The 17434-nt window shown below is 53.6% G+C and carries 14 protein-coding genes; 13 read left to right on the plus strand and 1 reads right to left on the minus strand.

Going from position 1 to position 17434, the window contains the following annotated elements; translation table 11 throughout:
• The first annotated feature begins 58 nt into the window (after positions 1–58).
• From V6N04_RS14450 to V6N04_RS14500, 11 genes are all read left to right on the plus strand, one after another.
• Positions 59–880, plus strand: coding sequence for a flagellar motor protein MotB (locus V6N04_RS14450; protein ID WP_371170901.1), 822 nt, complete (start codon positions 59–61; stop codon positions 878–880).
• A gap of 111 nt (positions 881–991) precedes the next feature.
• Positions 992–2299, plus strand: a complete 1308-nt coding sequence (locus V6N04_RS14455; protein WP_371170902.1) for a flagellar hook protein FlgE — start codon at positions 992–994, stop codon at positions 2297–2299.
• A 26-nt stretch (positions 2300–2325) separates the two neighbouring features.
• Positions 2326–3783, plus strand: a complete 1458-nt coding sequence (gene flgK, locus V6N04_RS14460; protein WP_371170903.1) for a flagellar hook-associated protein FlgK — start codon at positions 2326–2328, stop codon at positions 3781–3783.
• A gap of 10 nt (positions 3784–3793) precedes the next feature.
• Positions 3794–4804: a flagellin gene (locus tag V6N04_RS14465; RefSeq protein ID WP_371170904.1), complete on the plus strand. Its 1011-nt coding sequence runs from the start codon at positions 3794–3796 to the stop codon at positions 4802–4804.
• Positions 4801–5904 carry a flagellar basal body P-ring protein FlgI gene (locus V6N04_RS14470; RefSeq protein ID WP_371170905.1) on the plus strand — a complete coding sequence of 368 codons (1104 nt, stop codon included), beginning with the start codon at positions 4801–4803 and terminating at the stop codon, positions 5902–5904. Before V6N04_RS14465 ends, V6N04_RS14470 begins: the two co-directional genes overlap by 4 nt.
• A 216-nt stretch (positions 5905–6120) precedes the next feature.
• Positions 6121–6915, plus strand: coding sequence for a DeoR/GlpR family DNA-binding transcription regulator (locus V6N04_RS14475; RefSeq protein ID WP_371170906.1), 795 nt, complete (start codon positions 6121–6123; stop codon positions 6913–6915).
• Positions 6909–7685: an inositol monophosphatase family protein gene (locus V6N04_RS14480; RefSeq protein WP_371170907.1), complete on the plus strand. Its 777-nt coding sequence runs from the start codon at positions 6909–6911 to the stop codon at positions 7683–7685. Before V6N04_RS14475 ends, V6N04_RS14480 begins: the two co-directional genes overlap by 7 nt.
• A gap of 1 nt (position 7686) precedes the next feature.
• Positions 7687–9366 (plus strand): Na/Pi cotransporter family protein, encoded by a 1680-nt coding sequence (locus V6N04_RS14485; protein WP_371170908.1) that lies wholly within the window; start codon positions 7687–7689, stop codon positions 9364–9366.
• A gap of 286 nt (positions 9367–9652) precedes the next feature.
• A complete protein-coding gene (locus V6N04_RS14490) occupies positions 9653–10675 on the plus strand; it encodes a putative 2-aminoethylphosphonate ABC transporter substrate-binding protein (protein WP_371170909.1) in 1023 nt (340 codons plus the stop codon).
• 131 nt (positions 10676–10806) lie between these two features.
• A complete protein-coding gene (locus V6N04_RS14495) occupies positions 10807–11919 on the plus strand; it encodes a putative 2-aminoethylphosphonate ABC transporter ATP-binding protein (RefSeq protein ID WP_371170910.1) in 1113 nt (370 codons plus the stop codon).
• On the plus strand, positions 11919–13937 hold the full coding sequence (locus V6N04_RS14500) for a putative 2-aminoethylphosphonate ABC transporter permease subunit (protein ID WP_371170911.1): 2019 nt from the start codon (positions 11919–11921) through the stop codon (positions 13935–13937). The genes V6N04_RS14495 and V6N04_RS14500 overlap by 1 nt, the downstream gene beginning before the upstream one ends.
• A gap of 31 nt (positions 13938–13968) precedes the next feature.
• Here V6N04_RS14500 and V6N04_RS14505 read toward each other — a convergent pair whose 3' ends face one another.
• On the minus strand, positions 13969–14880 hold the full coding sequence (locus tag V6N04_RS14505; protein ID WP_371170912.1) for a LysR substrate-binding domain-containing protein: 912 nt from the start codon (positions 14878–14880) through the stop codon (positions 13969–13971).
• A 95-nt stretch (positions 14881–14975) separates the two neighbouring features.
• On the opposite strand from V6N04_RS14505, the gene V6N04_RS14510 reads away from it, so the two are divergent.
• Positions 14976–16163: a 2-aminoethylphosphonate--pyruvate transaminase gene (locus V6N04_RS14510; protein WP_371170913.1), complete on the plus strand. Its 1188-nt coding sequence runs from the start codon at positions 14976–14978 to the stop codon at positions 16161–16163.
• Positions 16164–16180: 17 nt separating this feature from the next.
• Positions 16181–17425, plus strand: coding sequence for a phosphonoacetate hydrolase (phnA, locus tag V6N04_RS14515; RefSeq protein ID WP_371170914.1), 1245 nt, complete (start codon positions 16181–16183; stop codon positions 17423–17425).
• Positions 17426–17434: the final 9 nt, after the last annotated feature.

Consider the following 17434-nt stretch of genomic DNA (forward strand, 5'->3'; position numbering starts at 1 on the left):
AGCGACCTTCAACACACCTCTGCTATCCATATCTTTGGGTGAAATATGAGGTGGTGGGATGAGTGCGAAAGCAAATGCGCCAATAATTATCAAGAAAGTGAAGAAGGTCAGTGGTGGCGGGCACCACGGCGGGGCATGGAAAGTGGCCTATGCTGACTTTGTAACGGCCATGATGGCGTTCTTTCTTTTGATGTGGCTGTTGAACGCGACGACAGAGAAACAGCGCAAGGGGATCGCGGATTACTTCAGCCCAACAATCCCAATCACACGTGTCTCGGGCGGCGGTGATGGCTCATTTGGCGGCGACAGTGTTTTCATCGAAGAAACATTATCCCAAACCGGAAATGGCGGCGTTCCGCGCGATCCTACGCTGACGGAAGGGGGCATCTCGGATGGAGATGCGGGCGCGCAAGGCGCCGAGATGGAGGAGTTGCAGGACATTCTTCTGGGCCGTGGCGGAGAAAGCATGGCGAGCGATGAAATGGCCCGGCATATCGTCACAAGGGTCACCGACGAAGGGCTGTTGGTGGAGCTATTCGACCTCGAAAACGCACCTTTGTTCGAACCTGGTACGACAAATCCGACACAGACGATGGTGGATCTGGTCGATATGATCTCTCGTGTCTTTGCCTTGGTCAAAAATGGCGTTGCCATCGAAGGATATGTGGCGACGCAACCGGTGGTGATTGCCGAAAACACATCGTGGTCTCTGTCCTCAGATCGTGCGGCGATGATCCGCAAAATGCTTGAGGGAGCAGAGTTCGCTCCCGAACGTATTCGTCGCGTCACCGGGCACGCTGATCGCGATCCTGCAGTTTCAGACGTAATGGCTGAACGCAATAATCGGGTCGAGCTGGTCCTGCTGAGGAGCGATAAGTAGGCTGAACCGATACGAGGTAGTGGAAACAATTTTAGCTGTTAGCGGCCTGTTAAGGTCGGATCGCTACAGATGGAGATCGACATAGAGGTAGATGCAGCAGAAAGGCGCACCATGACGATTTCCTCCTCACTTAATGCAGGTGTTGCTGGCTTGAACGCGCACGCAACGAAGCTGGCAACCATATCGGACAACATCGCGAACTCTTCGACATTTGGATACAAGCGCGCGACAGCGGATTTTCAAAGCCTCGTGATTGGCGGTCTGGCTGGCGCAGGCACTTACTCCGCTGGCGGTGTTCGCACGACCACGCACCGGATCATCGATGAACACGGGCCGTTGATCTCGACCTCAAACCCCATGGATATTGCGGTGGGGGGTCGTGGGATGCTGCCCGTCACACAAGAGGTTTATCAAGATGCAAGCCCCGGTGCGCGTCCTATGATGATGACCACGACAGGGTCTTTTCGGACCGATTCCGAAGGTGTCCTGAAAACTGAAACTGGCTTGGTATTGTTGGGTTGGCCGGCAGATGCCGACGGAAATGTTGCAACATATCCGCGCGACACGGGCGTCGGGTTAGAGCCGGTTGTGATCAACGCAAACCAGACGGCCGGTGATCCGACAACTGCCATGAAGTTGGGGGTCAACCTGCCCGCAGTCGAAACGGAGACTGGGGCTGATGGTACAGCACTGCCGCTTTCGGTTGAATATTTTGGGAACCTCGGCACATCTGAAACGCTGGACTTCACATTTACGCCGACAGTACCTGCGACCGGGTCATCTAATGAATGGACGATGGTCATTACAGACAGCGCCTCTACCGGCGCAACGATTGGAGAATATACGCTCACATTTGACGATTCGCGTGCAGATGGTGGGTCATTGGCTTCGGTCACTGTAGTGTCTGGCGGCACCTACAATGCGACAAACGGGACATTGGATCTAACGGTTGCAGGTGGCCCACTATCGCTAACCATTGGTAAGATTGGGGACCCAAATGGTCTGACGCAATTGTCTGACAGCTTCGCCCCGGTTTCAATCACCAAGGATGGCTCTCCCGTCGGCAACTTGACTGCGGTCGAAGTGGACGAGCACGGATATATTAAAGCGACCTATGATACCGGTTTTATCAGAACCATCTATCAGGTGCCGCTTGTTGATGTCCCGAACCCCAACGGTTTGATCTCAATCTCGAACCAAGCCTACCAAGTCTCTCCCGAAAGCGGTTCGTTTTTCATGTGGGACGCAGGCGATGGGCCCACGGGTGAAGTGGTGGGCTTCGCCCGAGAGGGGTCCACCACGGATGTCGCGGGCGAGCTGACCAGCCTAATTCAGACGCAACGGGCCTATAGCTCAAATGCGAAGGTGATCCAGACTGTAGACGAGATGCTGCAGGAAACCACCAACATCAAACGTTAACCAGAAGGGCCATCTAGGATAATATCATGAGTATCTCGGCTGCATTTTCAAACGCCCTCACGGGGTTGGGCGCAACAGCGCGTGCGGCCGAATTGGTGTCCTCCAACGTGGCCAATGCGTTGACAGAGGGTTACGGAGCTCGATCGCTTGAGTTGTCAACGCGTGTGACCGGCAATGCCGGCTCGGGCGTTCGGGTGACGGGTGTTCGACGCGACGTCGACGAAGCCTTAATAGCAGATCGTCGCCTCGCCGATGCGTCCAAGGGATATCATAGCAACCGCGAGGAGTTCTTGAATGGGCTGGAGCAAACTATAGGCGCGCCGGGAAGTCCCGGATCATTGACAAATCGCGTTGCCCAGTTCGAGGTTTCTCTGATTGAAGCTGCGTCCCGACCTGAAAGTCCGGCACGACTAAATGCTGTGCTGGACTCAGCGAAGAGTCTGACATCTCATTTGAAAGCGTTGTCAGATCACGTCCAATCCGCTCGTCTTGATGCAGACCAGTCGATTGAGAGGCAGGTGGCAACGCTCAACACCGGCCTTAAAGATGTCAGGGACCTGAACATCAAGATACAAGAGGCGCATGCGCGCGGACAAGATGCGTCTGCTTTGAAAGATCTTCGACAGATGAAGATCGATCAACTCGCTCCCATTATTCCCCTTAAGCAGGTTCCGCGAGAAAATGACATGGTGGCATTGATCACTTCTGGTGGCGCCATTCTTCTTGACGGGAATGCAGCGGAGTTGGAGTTTGCGGCGGTCAATACAATTGTTCCAGAGATGACATCGGCCAGCGGCGGGTTGTCAGGGTTGTTCATCAACGGGCGCCCAGTTGAAACTGCTGGTGAAAGAAGCTTGATCGCAGGTGGTTCTTTGGCAGGGTCGTTTTCTGTCAGAGATGACCTATCGGTCACCGCGCAGGCGCGCCTCGATGGCGTGGCCCGAGATTTAGTAGAGCGTTTCCAAGATCCCAGTCTTGATGCAACGAGACTGCTTGGGGATCCTGGCCTGTTCACCGATGCGGGCGCCACTTTCGACCCTGTCAACGAAATAGCGCTTTCGGCCCGATTGTCGATTAATGCCGCCGCGGATCCAGACCAAGGTGGCGCGACCTGGCGTCTACGCGAAGGTTTGGGGGCTGCAATCCAAGGTGACGCTGGCAACGCGTCCTTATTGAACCATCTTGCGGATAGACTCAGCTTGCAACGAACACCGGCGTCAGGCGGGTTTACTGGCGGTAGCCGAACTGTATCTGGGCTGACATCCGACTTTTTGTCACTCACCAGTACGGATCGGTTGCAGTCTGAAACGCGGTTGAGCTTTGCGTCTACACAGCAACAGAGCCTTCGCCAGATGGAGCTTTCCAAAGGCGTCGATACGGATGCTGAGATGCAAAAGCTCATGCAGATCGAGCAAGCATATGCCGCCAATGCACGGGTAATTTCGACGGCGGACGAAATGCTACAGACACTTCTAGCGATGTAAGGACAATAACATGACCTTTGCGACCTTTGGAGATCTGGCCAGTGCGTTTCAATCGCGTCATATGAATGCTCAACTGAAGCGGGATATGACCCGTTTGGGGATCGAGTTGACCACCGGTCAGAAGGCTGATCTGGCGGTGGCCGTTTCGGGAGATTTCGGACCAATTGCCGGAATCGATCACACCCTTTCGTTGCTGGTCGCATACAAGCAGTCGACGAACGAAGCATCTTTGATGGTTGGGGCGGCTCAAACAGCAATGGGGAACTTCCAAGAGCAAACGCAAGATCTTTCAGCCGCATTGATTGGCGCGGTCAGCTCGCAAAATTCAGTACTCGTACAAACCACTGCAAATGATGCGCGTGAGAAGTTTTCGGCAATCGTAGCAAGTCTAAATTCAGCGGTTGGAGGACGGGCAATTTTTGCTGGTGCGGCAACGGATGGCCCGGCCGTGGTTGGTGCTAAAACCATACTTTCCGAATTGGCTGTCGCGATTGCGGGGGAAACGACGGCGGCGGGAGTTTCTTCGCGCATTGACGAATGGTTTCTGACGCCCGGTGGAGGGTTTGAGACGACAGCTTACCTGGGGGCCTCAACAGATCTGGGATCGTTTCGTTTGCGCGACGGAGAGAGAGTTACACAGTCAATCAAGGCGAGTGATGCTGAAATTCGGGAAATGTTATCGGCCTTTGCCAAGTCGGCAATCATCGCTGAAGGTGCGTTGACCGGTGATGTGCAAGGACAGAAAGAGCTTGCCAAAATGTCATCTGAAGGTTTGCTGGCGGCCAGTGATGATCTGACCTTTGCGCGCGCGCGTGTCGGTGTGTTGGAGGCTCGCATTGAAGCTGTTTCTGTTAGAAATGCTTCGGAAAAGTCCGCACTTGAACTTTCTCGAAACGAAATTGTCGCGGCAGATCCTTACGAGACCGCGACCGCCCTTAAAGCAGCGCATAGTCAGCTTCAGTCCCTCTATACCGTGACTGCAACACTTTCGAACCTTAGCTTTACGGACTATATGAGATGACACGTATCCTGTTCATGTTAATGATATTTGCTGCATCAGCTGCGGCTGGGAATGCCAGTTCGGTTAGGATCAAAGATCTGGTCGAAATCGATGGAGTCCGTGGCAATGATCTTGTCGGCTATGGGTTGGTGGTTGGGCTCGATGGAACTGGAGACGGTATTCGCAATGCACCATTCACCGAGGATATTATGTCGAATATCCTCGAACGACTTGGTGTAAATATCACTGGCGAACAATTTCGACCCAAGAATGTCGCAGCGGTATTTGTCACTGCCGAACTTCCTCCATTCGCGCGGGCAGGGACGCGGATTGATATCACTGTGTCGGCAATCGGAGATGCAAAAAGCCTGCTTGGTGGCACATTGATCATGACACCGCTAAACGCCGCGGACGGTGAAATCTACGCCGTTGGGCAAGGGTCGATTATTGCAGGGGGAGCGTCCGCTGACGGCGATGGCGCCAGTGTAACGCAGGGCGTTCCGACCAGCGGAGTTATCCCAAATGGTGCACGCGTTGAGCGCGAGATTGAGTTTGACTTTACCAAGCTGAAATCGGTTCGCCTTGCGCTGAGGACGCCAGACTTTACCACGGCAGAGCGAATTGAAAATGTGATCAATCGCAAATATGGTCGCGTTGTTTCACGTATGTTGGATGGTGGGACAGTGGTTGTCGATATTATCGCCACACGCGCTTTGTCTCCTGCACACGCAATTGGCACGATCGAAAACCTTGGGGTTGAACCAGAGCGGAAGGCGACAGTGGTGGTTGATCAGCGATCTGGTACCATCGTGATGGGGGCAGATGTTCGTATCAGCCGCGTTGCGGTGTCGCAAGGAAATCTAACCCTACGAATACAGGAAGACCCGGTTGTGGTTCAGCCAAATCCCTTCTCGGACGGCGAAACAATTGTTGTTCCGCGATCGCGTGCTGCAATAGAAGACGAACCTGGCATTGGACTTGCAGAGGTAGACGGGGGGACCTCTTTGTCCGAAGTTATTGCCGGACTAAATGCGCTGGGTGTATCGCCCCGAGATATGATTGATATCCTGAAAAGCATCAAGGCAGCAGGTGCGCTTCACGCCGATTTCATAGTGCAATAGCGCGCGGATAAAGGTTTAGTGCGACGGCCTCACAGAGTTTTTGTGACTTAAGGCGGTGAAACACCCAGCAACAATACTGTCTGTCCAACAACTTCTCGAACTAACTTTTGCTGTCTGGGTGTGGAAAGTTCTTGATATTTGACCGCATTCGGTCAAATATCCACAAAAATGTGGGAAGTTGAGGTATTTGCGGCCGAACGCGGGCGTGGCACAGAGATGGATAAAGAAAAAAAGCAATCCTATCGTGAGCTTGAGCTGCTTGACGCCATTCGCCGATGCGGCGGGTTTGCGAAAAATTCTGATCTTGCAACCAGCCTGAATGTCTCTGAAGAGACCGTTCGACGAACTGTCAAAGCATTATCGAAATCGGGCGCAATCGCCAGAGTGCGCGGTGGCGCATATCTTGTTGGGGAACAAACCGCCCCAAGTTATTCAAAACGCATCGAGCAGTTCACCCAGGAAAAACGTCTGGTGGCCCAGAAACTTGTTCTTGATATCGTGGACGGTATGACTCTTTTTCTGGATGTTGGAAGTACAACCGCGTTCATTGCGGAAGAATTGCGTGCCCGAGAAAACCTGTGCGTCGTGACGAATTCGGTTCAGGTTGGGCAAACACTGGTTGGACACAACGGAAACAGTGTTCATCTGCTTGGCGGTGAAATGCAGGCCGTTGAACTGGGAGCGTTTGGACATGTTGCAGAACAGCAGGCCCGTTCGTTCTGTTATGACTGCTCGGTGATTAGCGCTGATGCGCTTCATCCTCGGCACGGTTTTCTCTACTTCAACCGCAAAGAGGCCGAGCTGGCATCAGTCGCAATCGAAAATTCCGATATGACGATTGCCGCTATCACGCATCAGAAATACGCCGCTAAAGCGCCACATGCTGGATTTGCACCGGAGAGCGTTGATCGTCTGGTGGTGGATCGCCCCCCACCGGGCGCGCTGCTGTCGCAGCTCGACATTTGGGGAATAACACTGGCATCAGCCAAGGAAGAGGTTCGAGAATGCTAGTGGATACTCAATCTGCCGAGCAACACGCCAAACGAATTGCTCAGATCGTTGCGAAATCTGCACGAGGGTTCTTCAGGAATCTACTGGACATCGAGCTGAAGTCTGATGAGAGCCCCGTGACGCAAGCGGATAAGGCAATTGAGCAGGAGGTGAGGGCTTATCTTGAGCTCGAGTTTCCCAAGGACGGCATACTTGGTGAGGAATTTGGCCGCTCTGGTCTTGAAGAGGAGTATGTGTGGAGCATCGATCCCATCGATGGCACCCGGTCATTTCTTTCCGGGCATCCTTTGTTTGGTTTCCTTCTGGCCAGATTGCACAATGGAAGGCCAACGCTTGGCGTTATTGGAATGCCAGCGCTGGACGAAACGATCATCGCCAATGATGCAAGAACCACGTTGAATGGTGAGACGGTACGTGTGTCTTCGACAACATCGCTTGATCAAGCGGTTTTATACGTCAACGAGGGCGAAAAGATGTTTGGATCTCACCCTGAAGTGTTTGCAACCTTGATGACTTCCGGTCAAACGCGCCGTTTTGGGTATGATTGTTATCCGCATGCGCTGGTCGCAATGGGGCATGTTGATGCTGTTATCGACTTCGATCTGCAGCCCTATGACTATCTGCCTCTGGTCCCGATTATCCAGTCTGCGGGTGGCGTGATTTCGGATTGGGCCGGGCAGGCGCTGACTCTCAACACCGGACCGACACCCGTGATAACAGCCGCGACGCCAGAGCTTCATGCGCAATTGCTACAGATTGTGAGCGTCTAACATGGCCATTCTTAGCTTCATCATCAGTCTCGCTGGTGCGACTATGCTATTACTGTTCGCCGTGCGCATGGTTCGCACTGGTATTGAACGCAGCTTCGGTGCGTCTTTCCAGCGCTGGCTGACGGACAGTCATAGTTTGATCGGGGCAAGCGCAACCGGCGTTATGTTGGCCGTTGTGCTTCAAAGCTCTGCGGCTGTAGCGCTGCTGGTCGCAGGTTTCTCTGCCAGTGGTTATTTGGCATTCCCGGCGGGTCTGGCGATTGTTCTGGGTGGGGATCTTGGCTCTGCTTTGATCATTCAGATCTTGTCTTTCAAGATGGATTGGTTGGTGCCAATGCTGCTGGCTGTCGGTGGCTGGCTGTTTGTGAAGGTTGAGAACAAAAAGGGTCGCCAACTGGGGCGGATCCTTATGGGTGTGGCATTCATTCTGATCTCGCTTCAATTTCTGCGGGAGGCCGTTTCACCCATTCGAGACAGCTCATTCTTGCCTGCTGTCGCTGGCTATCTGGCACGGGATTTCATTACCGCATTCATCGTTGGTGCTGCGTTGGCCTTTGTGATGCATTCCAGTGTTGCGGCAATTTTGATGTGCGTGACATTGGTACAGATTGACGCAATTCCGTTTGCTGCAGCACTGTCCTTGTTGTTGGGTGCAAATCTGGGCAGCGCCTTTATTCCAATCTGGTTGACCCGAGGGCTGCCAGTCGGTGCGAGGCATGTGCCATTCGCCAATTTGCTGCTGCGAGGCAGCTGGGCCATAATTGTCTTGTTGGCCATCAACTTGCTTGTGCAACCAGAGCTTTTGCTGTTGGTCAGCCCGGCGCAATCTCTGATCTATGCCCATATTGGTTTTAATCTATCGCTTCTGTTGCTGACCCTCCCATTTTGCGGCCTTCTGGCGTCACCTGTTTCGGCGCTGTTTCCAGCTGTTGGCAAAAGATCGGGTGTTGAAATCGAGCCAAGCTCCAGCGCTTTGGACACTGCGGCGATTGAGGTTCCGACACAGGCAATTGCAAGCCTGAAGCGAGAATTGTTACGTATGATCGGCTTGGTTGAGCAGATGTTCAATACAGTGCCTGGGCTTTATCAGGCTGAGGACAACACGTTGTTACGTGCTACGCGTAGCCATGATGTTCGCGTCAACGAGGCACTTTCGGGAATACGTTCCTATGTCGCCAGCATGCCGCAAGAGCACTACAAAAAGACCGATTCAAAGATGGTGCGTGGGCTTATGGAATACGCGATCCGATTAGAAGCTGCGGGCGACGTGATCGCGAAGAAACTGACGGCCGTTGCCCAAGAAAAGCTCGACGGTCATTTGCAATTCTCGGACGAGGGGTGGACCGAATTGCTGCGCATGTACGAAACCATTTGCGCTAATTTCCAACTGGCCAGCAACGTGCTGATTTCCGACGATCTGGAGAGCGCCCGTTTATTGGTCGTCGAGAAAGCCGAGTTCAAACGTGCTGAACGAAAAAGCCGAAAGTATCATCTGATGAGGCTACAGAAGGGACGCGTTGAGAGTTTTGAGACCAGCGATATCCACTTGGAAACGCTGCGCGCGCTTAGAGATATCAACAACCATATCGCCGCCATCGCCTATCCAATTTTGTATCGTAATGGACAATTGCTTGAGACGCGGCTGATCGAGGATCTTGATCCAGAGGAGGTTCGTAACTGACGTAGAAACATATTTTTGGAATGACGGCATCGGAAAACCGGCCCTCAAGTTCTGCGTTATGTTGTCATAAAACGTTGATCCAGTTGTGGGAAGAGCGCGACGTTGACGTTTGTCGCTTGGCGCAAACCGCAGCTAGTCATGGGTAAGCCGATGTATAAGGTGAGCCAATCATACGGTAGGTATAATCGATTTTTCTTGTCGCTAGAACCTGCCACACTACTAAAAAGAATGGCGCTGTAGCTGATCACGCACGTCACATAAATACAGATCAACAGAGGAGAAGAATATGAAACACACAGCGAAACGACTGACGTCATTTCTAGCCGGGGTTGCTTTTGCGACCACCGCCATCGCGGAGACCGAGTTGACAGTCTACACGGCCGTCGAGGCCGAAGATCTGGCGCGTTATGCCGAGAAATTCAACGAAAGCCACCCGGATATCAAAATCAACTGGGTCCGCGACTCGACGGGCATTATCACAGCTAAGCTGCTTGCCGAGCGCGATAACCCGCAGGCAGATGTGGTCTGGGGCCTTGCCGCGACGTCGCTTTTGCTGCTGAAATCCGAGGGCATGCTTGAACCATATGCGCCCGCGGGTGTGGATAAACTTGATCCGAAGTTCGTCGATGGTGATAACCCGCCTGCTTGGGTCGGGATGGACGCTTGGGTTGCGTCGGTATGTTACAACACAGTTGAAGCTGAGAAGGCTGGCCTGACCCCGCCCACATCCTGGAAAGATCTAACTGATCCGATGTACAAAGGTCAGATCATCATGCCGAACCCGAACTCGTCGGGTACTGGCTTCCTTGATGTTTCCAGCTGGCTTCAGATGTTCGGTGAAGAAGGCGGGTGGGAGTATATGGACGGGCTGCATGAGAACATCGCGCGTTATACCCACTCTGGTTCAAAGCCATGCAAGTTGGCTGCAGCGGGCGAAATCCCGATCGGCATCTCGTTTGCGTTCCGGGGCGCGAAATCCAAAGCTGCCGGTGCGCCGCTTGAGATCATCGTACCATCCGAAGGTGTTGGCTGGGATATGGAAGCAACCGCGATTGTAGCGGGCACAGCTCATCAGGAAGCTGCCGAGACACTGGTTGATTTCACCGTCACAAAGGAAGCCAACGAGATGTACAATTCGGGTTACGCCGTTGTTGCCTACCCGGGTGTCGCCAAGCCGGTAGAGTACTTCCCAGAAGGCCTGTTGGATGCAATGATCGACAATGATTTCGAATTTGCAGCAAACAACCGGGCTGCGATCCTTAAGGAATGGCAGAGCCGCTACGACGGTAAGTCTGAACCTAAGAACTAAGCCATGCGTGCGGGAGGCATGATGTGCCTCCCGCTCCAGACTTGTGCTCTCCCAAAGACCAAGAAAACGAGCCCGGCAAAATCCGGACGGCTTTGCTGTGGGCTTAAAGCGATGATGTAAGGACCAACCCCGTGACACAAGATAGTGCTTCTGGCGAAACGTATCTGAGCATAGACAACCTCTGGAAAGCCTTCGGGACATTTCTGGCGCTGAAGGATATCTCGCTTGATATCAGAAATGGCGAGTTCGTTTGCTTCCTGGGCCCCTCCGGTTGCGGCAAGACCACGCTTCTGCGAGCAATTGCTGGGCTAGATTTGCAAACCAAGGGAACGGTGATGCAAGACGGCAAGGACGTCTCAAATCTGCCGCCATCTGAGCGCGATTTTGGTATCGTGTTTCAGTCCTATGCGCTGTTCCCAAACCTGACAATTGAGAAAAACATTGCGTTCGGGCTTGAAAACACCGGGCGCAGCAAGTCTGACATTGCGGTCCGCGTGAGTGAGTTGTTGGAACTGGTCGGCCTTCCTGATCAGGGACAAAAATACCCAGCCCAACTATCCGGCGGGCAACAGCAACGGATCGCCTTGGCACGTGCAATTGCAACCAACCCTGGCTTGCTTTTGCTGGATGAGCCACTTTCAGCGCTTGATGCGAAAGTCCGGGTACACCTGCGCCATGAGATCAAAGAACTGCAGCGTAAACTTGGCGTGACCACAGTTATGGTGACGCACGACCAGGAAGAAGCTTTGGCGATGGCCGACCGGATCGTGGTCATGAACCATGGCGTGATCGAACAGGTCGGATCGCCAACCGAGATCTACCGCGAGCCTTCAAACCTGTTCGTCGCCGACTTCATCGGTGAGATGAACCAGATTGAATCCATGGTTGCGAAAGGTGGACGTCTTTCGGTCGGTGAAAAGACCTTTGCTTGTCACGATCACAATTTTAACGATGGAGCGCCCGTCGTTGCCGCGATCCGGCCGGAAGATATTATTCCGCACGAAGACGGATACACATCAGACGAAGAAAATCGCAATTGTATCGATGTTTTGCTACACGAGATGGAATTCCTCGGGTCGTTCTGGCGATGCCGCCTGCGCAACGAACGCTTTGGATCATCTGAACTGATTGCCGACTTCTCGATCAACGCGGTGCGCCGCCTTGGTCTTGGAGAAGGCCGAAAAATGGTTATCGAACTTCCCACAGATCGCCTTATGGCCTTTGATCGACCGGAGGCGAACTGATGTCTGATATCACAGATACCTCCCAACTTCCGGCTGGCCCGGCAGTGAAAGGCAAGCTTAGCCGCGATGACATAATGATGCGCGGCAGTATGATGGTGATCGCGCTTTATCTGGTCATCACGCTTGCCCTACCACTCTACGCGATGCTGTCGAAGTCATTTTCGACCTATCGCTTTGAGCTGTCTCAGTACGAATTTCAAGTCAGTGATGAGAATGGTGTCTTCGACGGCACGATCCTTTCTGGAGCGGACCTGAATCAGCAAACAAGTGCCATTGAAGACGTTGATTTAAGTACGGGCGCAGACGGCCGCCAGGCCGTGACTGGGTTCTTCCCGGATTTCAGTTTCCGAAGCCCGGTGATGTACCAGGTTCGCAACACCAGTGATCAGGGTCGGTTCCTTGTTGGCTCGACGTTGCAAGATAGTACTGACTGGGTAACGTTGGATTCCAACTCGTTCCGACGTGTCCAGCTACGGCCCATGAAGTCGACAGGTTTTGATAACTTTATCAACTACTTCTCGACGCCAGCACTGTTTAACTCGATCAAGAACTCGCTCTGGATTTCGGTCGTCAGTACGATTGTCACTGTCACGCTGGCCTTCTGGTTTGCGTACGCGCTGAACCGCAGTTGTATGCGTTACAAAGGTGTATTCCGCTTGATCGCGATGGCGCCGATCCTTGTACCATCACTGTTGCCGGGCATTGCTCTTGTCTATCTGTTTGGCAATCAGGGGATGATGAAGGAGCTCTTGTTCGGCGCGAGTATCTATGGCCCGATAGGCATCGTCATCGGTTCGGTTTTCTTCACTTTTCCACACGCCTTCATGATCATATCCACAGCGCTGGCGATCTCGGATGCGCGACTATACGAGGCTGCGGCCAGTTTGCGGTCTACGCCATGGCGCACATTCTGGACTGTCACTATTCCGGGCGCGCGATACGGCCTGATCTCGGCGGCTTTCGTGGTGTTCAATCTAGTGATAACGGATTTTGGTTTGCCGAAGGTGATTGGTGGCCAGTTCAACGTGCTTGCTGTGGACATCTATAAACAGGTGATCGGTCAGCAAAACTTTGAAATGGGTGCAGTTGTGTCCGTCGTGCTTGTGATCCCGGCAATCTTTGCTTTCGGGATTGATCGTCTGGTTCAATCCAAGCAAGTGGCGCTTTTGTCGGCGCGTTCGGTACCATATCAACCGCAGCCCAACAGACGCACCGACAGGTTGTCGCTTATCTATTGTGCTTTCATCGGCCTGTTCATCGTCGGTATTCTTGGAATCTGCCAATACGCTGCGCTGATCAAATTCTGGCCTTACGACCTGAGCCTAAGTCTAAACAACTATCAGTTTGATAGGATGGATGGTGGCGGTTGGGCGTCATACTTCAACTCGATCAAGCTTGGCCTTTTGACCGCCGTGTTTGGCACAGCAATTGTGTTCTTCGGCGCCTACCTGGTCGAGAAGACAAACGGCTTCAAAACCGGACGCGCGTTGTTCCAGATGTTCGCGATGCTGCCGATGGCCATTCCCGGAATGGTGCTGGGCTTGGCGTATATCTTCTTCTTCAACAACCCATCAAACCCGCTTAATGCGATTTACGGAACGATGGCAATCTTGGTGATTTGTTCGGTGACACACTTTTACACCGTGTCGCACCTGACAGCGGTCACGGCGTTGAAGCAGATGGATCGCGAGTTTGAAAGCGTTTCAGCGTCCCTGAAGCAGCCGACGCTGAAGCTGTTCAGCCGCGTGACCGTACCAGTGTGCTTGCCATCTGTCCTCGATATCTCGATCTACCTGTTCGTGAATGCCATGACGACAGTTTCGGCAGTGGTTTTCCTGTATTCACCCAAAACGTCACTGGCGTCGATTGCGGTGTTGAACATGGATGATGCAGGGGATATCGCGCCGGCTGCGGCGATGGGGATGATGATTTTCTATACCAATGCCGCCGCGCGGATCATCCACTTGATCGTGTCAAAAGGGGTTCTGAAACGTACCCAAGCATGGCGGACCCGTTAATTCTGTAAACTTGATTTCGGACAGCGCTGGCTTAACCGCCTGCGCTGTCTTTTCCATTCTGGGCGGTTCTTGCAAAATCCATGAACGCGCGGATGACCTTTACATCGCGGCGCTGGCCTAGATGTACCAGCGTCTCGCTCATCTCGATATCAGCGTCGGCCAGCTGGATTTGGCTCAACCGATCATCGTGACCGTATTCCGCCTGTGAAACGAACCCGATCCCAGCACCCGAGGCGACAACTTCGCGCACGGCTTCGCGTCCCTCAGCGACAATCGCGGGCTTCAGTGTTAGGCCCTGTTTCTTTGCCTCTTCTTCGAGTTTTTGGCGCGTTTTCGAACCCTGTTCGCGGAAAATTAGCGGCAGTTCCGATAGCTCTTTCAACGTCAGCCGAGATTTCTTCGCCAACGATGACCCTCGCGCTGCGAACGCTGTGATCTTGGTGGACCCAAGGTTAAGGGCCTCCATATCGCCGCCGGGTGACAGGCTGCCGACGATGCCAATCTCGGCATTATAGGCTCGAAGTTCTTCCAAGATGTCCTCGGTGTTGCCCGTATGCAGAGTGACCGAGATGTCGGGGTATCGTTTGCGGAAGTTTCCTAGGAAAAAGGTGATGTGGTGGGCGGAGTCTGCGACGATGCGCAGTTCGCCATCAACCGCAGCACTGGTTGAAGACATGTATTCTTCGATCTGTTGCTCGATCTCAAAATATTGCTTTGTCAATAGGAAGAGCTGTTCGCCTTCTTCGGTCAGACGCACACGCTTGCGTTCGCGGTGAAACAACAGCGTGTCGTGATCTTGCTCAAGCTTTTTTACCTGCTCAGATATCGCGGGCTGGGTCAGAAAAAGCGCTTCTGCGGCCCGGGAAAACCCGCCCAGAAGGGCGACATGATGGAAGGCTTTCAACTGACTGTGGCGCATCGATTTCTCGCTATATTGCAGCATAAGTAAAACCTATGCTTTGATTGTTAATTGCAATTTCACATATAGATAAACTTCCTGCAATGGTGTTCGTAAGTTGCCTTTTTCGGAGACTGAAAATGACCGCTCCTGACACCCAGATTAAACCACCGCGCTTAGGCGAACCTTATCTTTTAACACCTGGTCCGCTGACCACATCCTACGCCGTGAAAGAGGCGATGTTGCGCGACTGGGGCAGCTGGGATGATGACTTTCGTGCGATGACCAAAGATATGCGCGAACGCTTGCTGGCGTTGCTTGGAAGTGGATCGGAAGACTTTGATTGCGTGCCAATGCAGGGCAGCGGATCATTCTCGGTCGAGGCGATGCTAGCCTCCTTCATTCCCCGCGATGGCAAAGCGCTTGTGTTGGCGAATGGTGCCTATGGAATGCGGTCTGCACAGACGCTCGAATATCTTGGACGCGATTACGTTGTTCTGGATAAGGGCGACTACCTTCCTCCACGCGGCGATGAGGTGGCTGAGATTTTGGCGAACGATCCAGCGATCACCCATGTCGTTGCCATTCATTGCGAAACCAGTTCGGGCATTCTGAACCCGGTTGAGGAGATTTCCGAGGTCACCTACGCCGCAGGGCGCAAACTTCTGGTCGATTCAATGTCAGCCTTCGGTGCGGTCGAGTTAAAGGTTGCCGACATTCGCTATGAAGCGATGGTGTCGTCTGCCAACAAGTGTATCGAAGGCGTGCCGGGATTTGGGTTCATCATTGCCCGTAAATCCGAGCTGGAAGCCGCCAAAGGCAATAGCCATTCGCTAAGCCTCGATGTTCACGCGCAGTGGGCGCATATGAACAAATCTGGTCAGTGGCGCTTTACGCCCCCCACCCATGTTGTCGCCGCCTTCCTTGAGGCACTGCGCGGGCACGAGGCCGAGGGCGGCGTTACTGGTCGCGGTGGGCGCTACACCCGTAATCGCGATGTCATGGTTGACGGGATGCGCGAGCTTGGGTTCGAAACCTTGCTGAAAGATCGTTGGCTTTCACCGATTATCGTCACGTTTTTCTGTCCGGCGGATGAAAAATTTGTCTTCGACCGCTTCTATGAACTGATGAAAGACAAAGGGTTCATCATTTATCCCGGCAAACTGACTGTTGTGGACAGTTTCCGTGTTGGATGTATCGGGCAGATGGATGAAAACACCATGCGGCTGGTTGTGGCCGCTGCGAAAGAAACACTGGACGAGATGGGCGTTGTAAGCGCGGCTCCTCCGGCAATTGCACTTGAAGAACGCGCCAAGCTGGCCGCCTGAAACAGAGGAATTACTCGATGACCATTCAATCTCCCGTCGTTGCAAACGGGCGCGCCTACGCGGTGCCGAAAACCTGCGCCATCGCGATCTGTCTTGATGGGTGCGAGCCAGAATATCTGGATAAGGCAATTGCCGATGGCTTGATGCCGACTCTGAAGCGGATGCGCGAAACCGGAACCGATCGGCTTGCTCATTCCGTGATCCCGTCCTTCACCAACCCCAACAACCTGTCGATTGCGACGGGTCGTCCGCCCGTGGTTCACGGCATCTGCGGAAACTACCTGTACGAGCCTGAAACTGGCGAAGAGGTAATGATGAACGACGTGCGTTTTTTGCGCGCGCCGACGGTGTTCCAAGCGTTCTATGACGCAGGCGCTCGCGTGGCCGTTGTGACCGCCAAGGACAAGCTGCGCGCCTTGCTGGGGGCTGGCCTGAAATTTGATGATGATCGCGCCAAGTGTTTCTCAGCCGAGAAGTCGGACACGTCCACCCAAGCTGAACACGGCCAAGATCAGGCCAGCAAATGGCTCGGTATGGCGCAGCCAGAGGTCTATTCCGCTGAGCTGAGCGAGTTCGTTTTCGCGGCTGGCGTTAAGCTTCTGCGCGAATGGAAGCCCGACGTGATGTACCTGACCACAACGGATTATGTGCAGCACAAATACGCGCCTGATCAGGCTGAAGCCAAAGCGTTCTACGAGATGTTCGACAAGTACCTGACCGAGCTTGACGCAATGGGGGCTGCGATTATTGTGACGGCTGACCACGGTATGAAGCCCAAGCACCATGCAGATGGATCCCCATCGGTGGTTTATGTTCAGGATCTTCTGGATGAATGGCTTGGCGAAGCCGCCGCGCGTCTGATCCTGCCAATCACTGACCCCTATGTGGTTCACCACGGTGCGCTGGGATCGTTCGCGACCGCTTATCTGCCCGAAGGTGCGGATCATGGTGACATCATGGCCAAGCTTCGCGAAACGGATGGCATCACGGATGTGCTGACCAAAGCCGAGGCGGTCGCTCGCTTTGAATTGCCAGCGGATCGTATCGGTGACATTGTTCTGGTGTCGGGAGAAAACATCTGCATCGGCACATCTGAACATCGCCACGATCTGGCGGCTTTGAACGAACCATTGCGCAGCCACGGCGGCCTGACCGAACAGGAGGTCCCGTTTATCGCAAACCGCGTGCTCGCCCTGCCGGAACGCCCCATCTTACGCAACTTCGACGCGTTCTTTTACGCAACTGAAGCAGCGGCATTATAATATGAAGGA

The organism is Aliiroseovarius conchicola, assembly GCF_041403445.1.
Lineage (GTDB): Bacteria > Pseudomonadota > Alphaproteobacteria > Rhodobacterales > Rhodobacteraceae > Aliiroseovarius > Aliiroseovarius conchicola.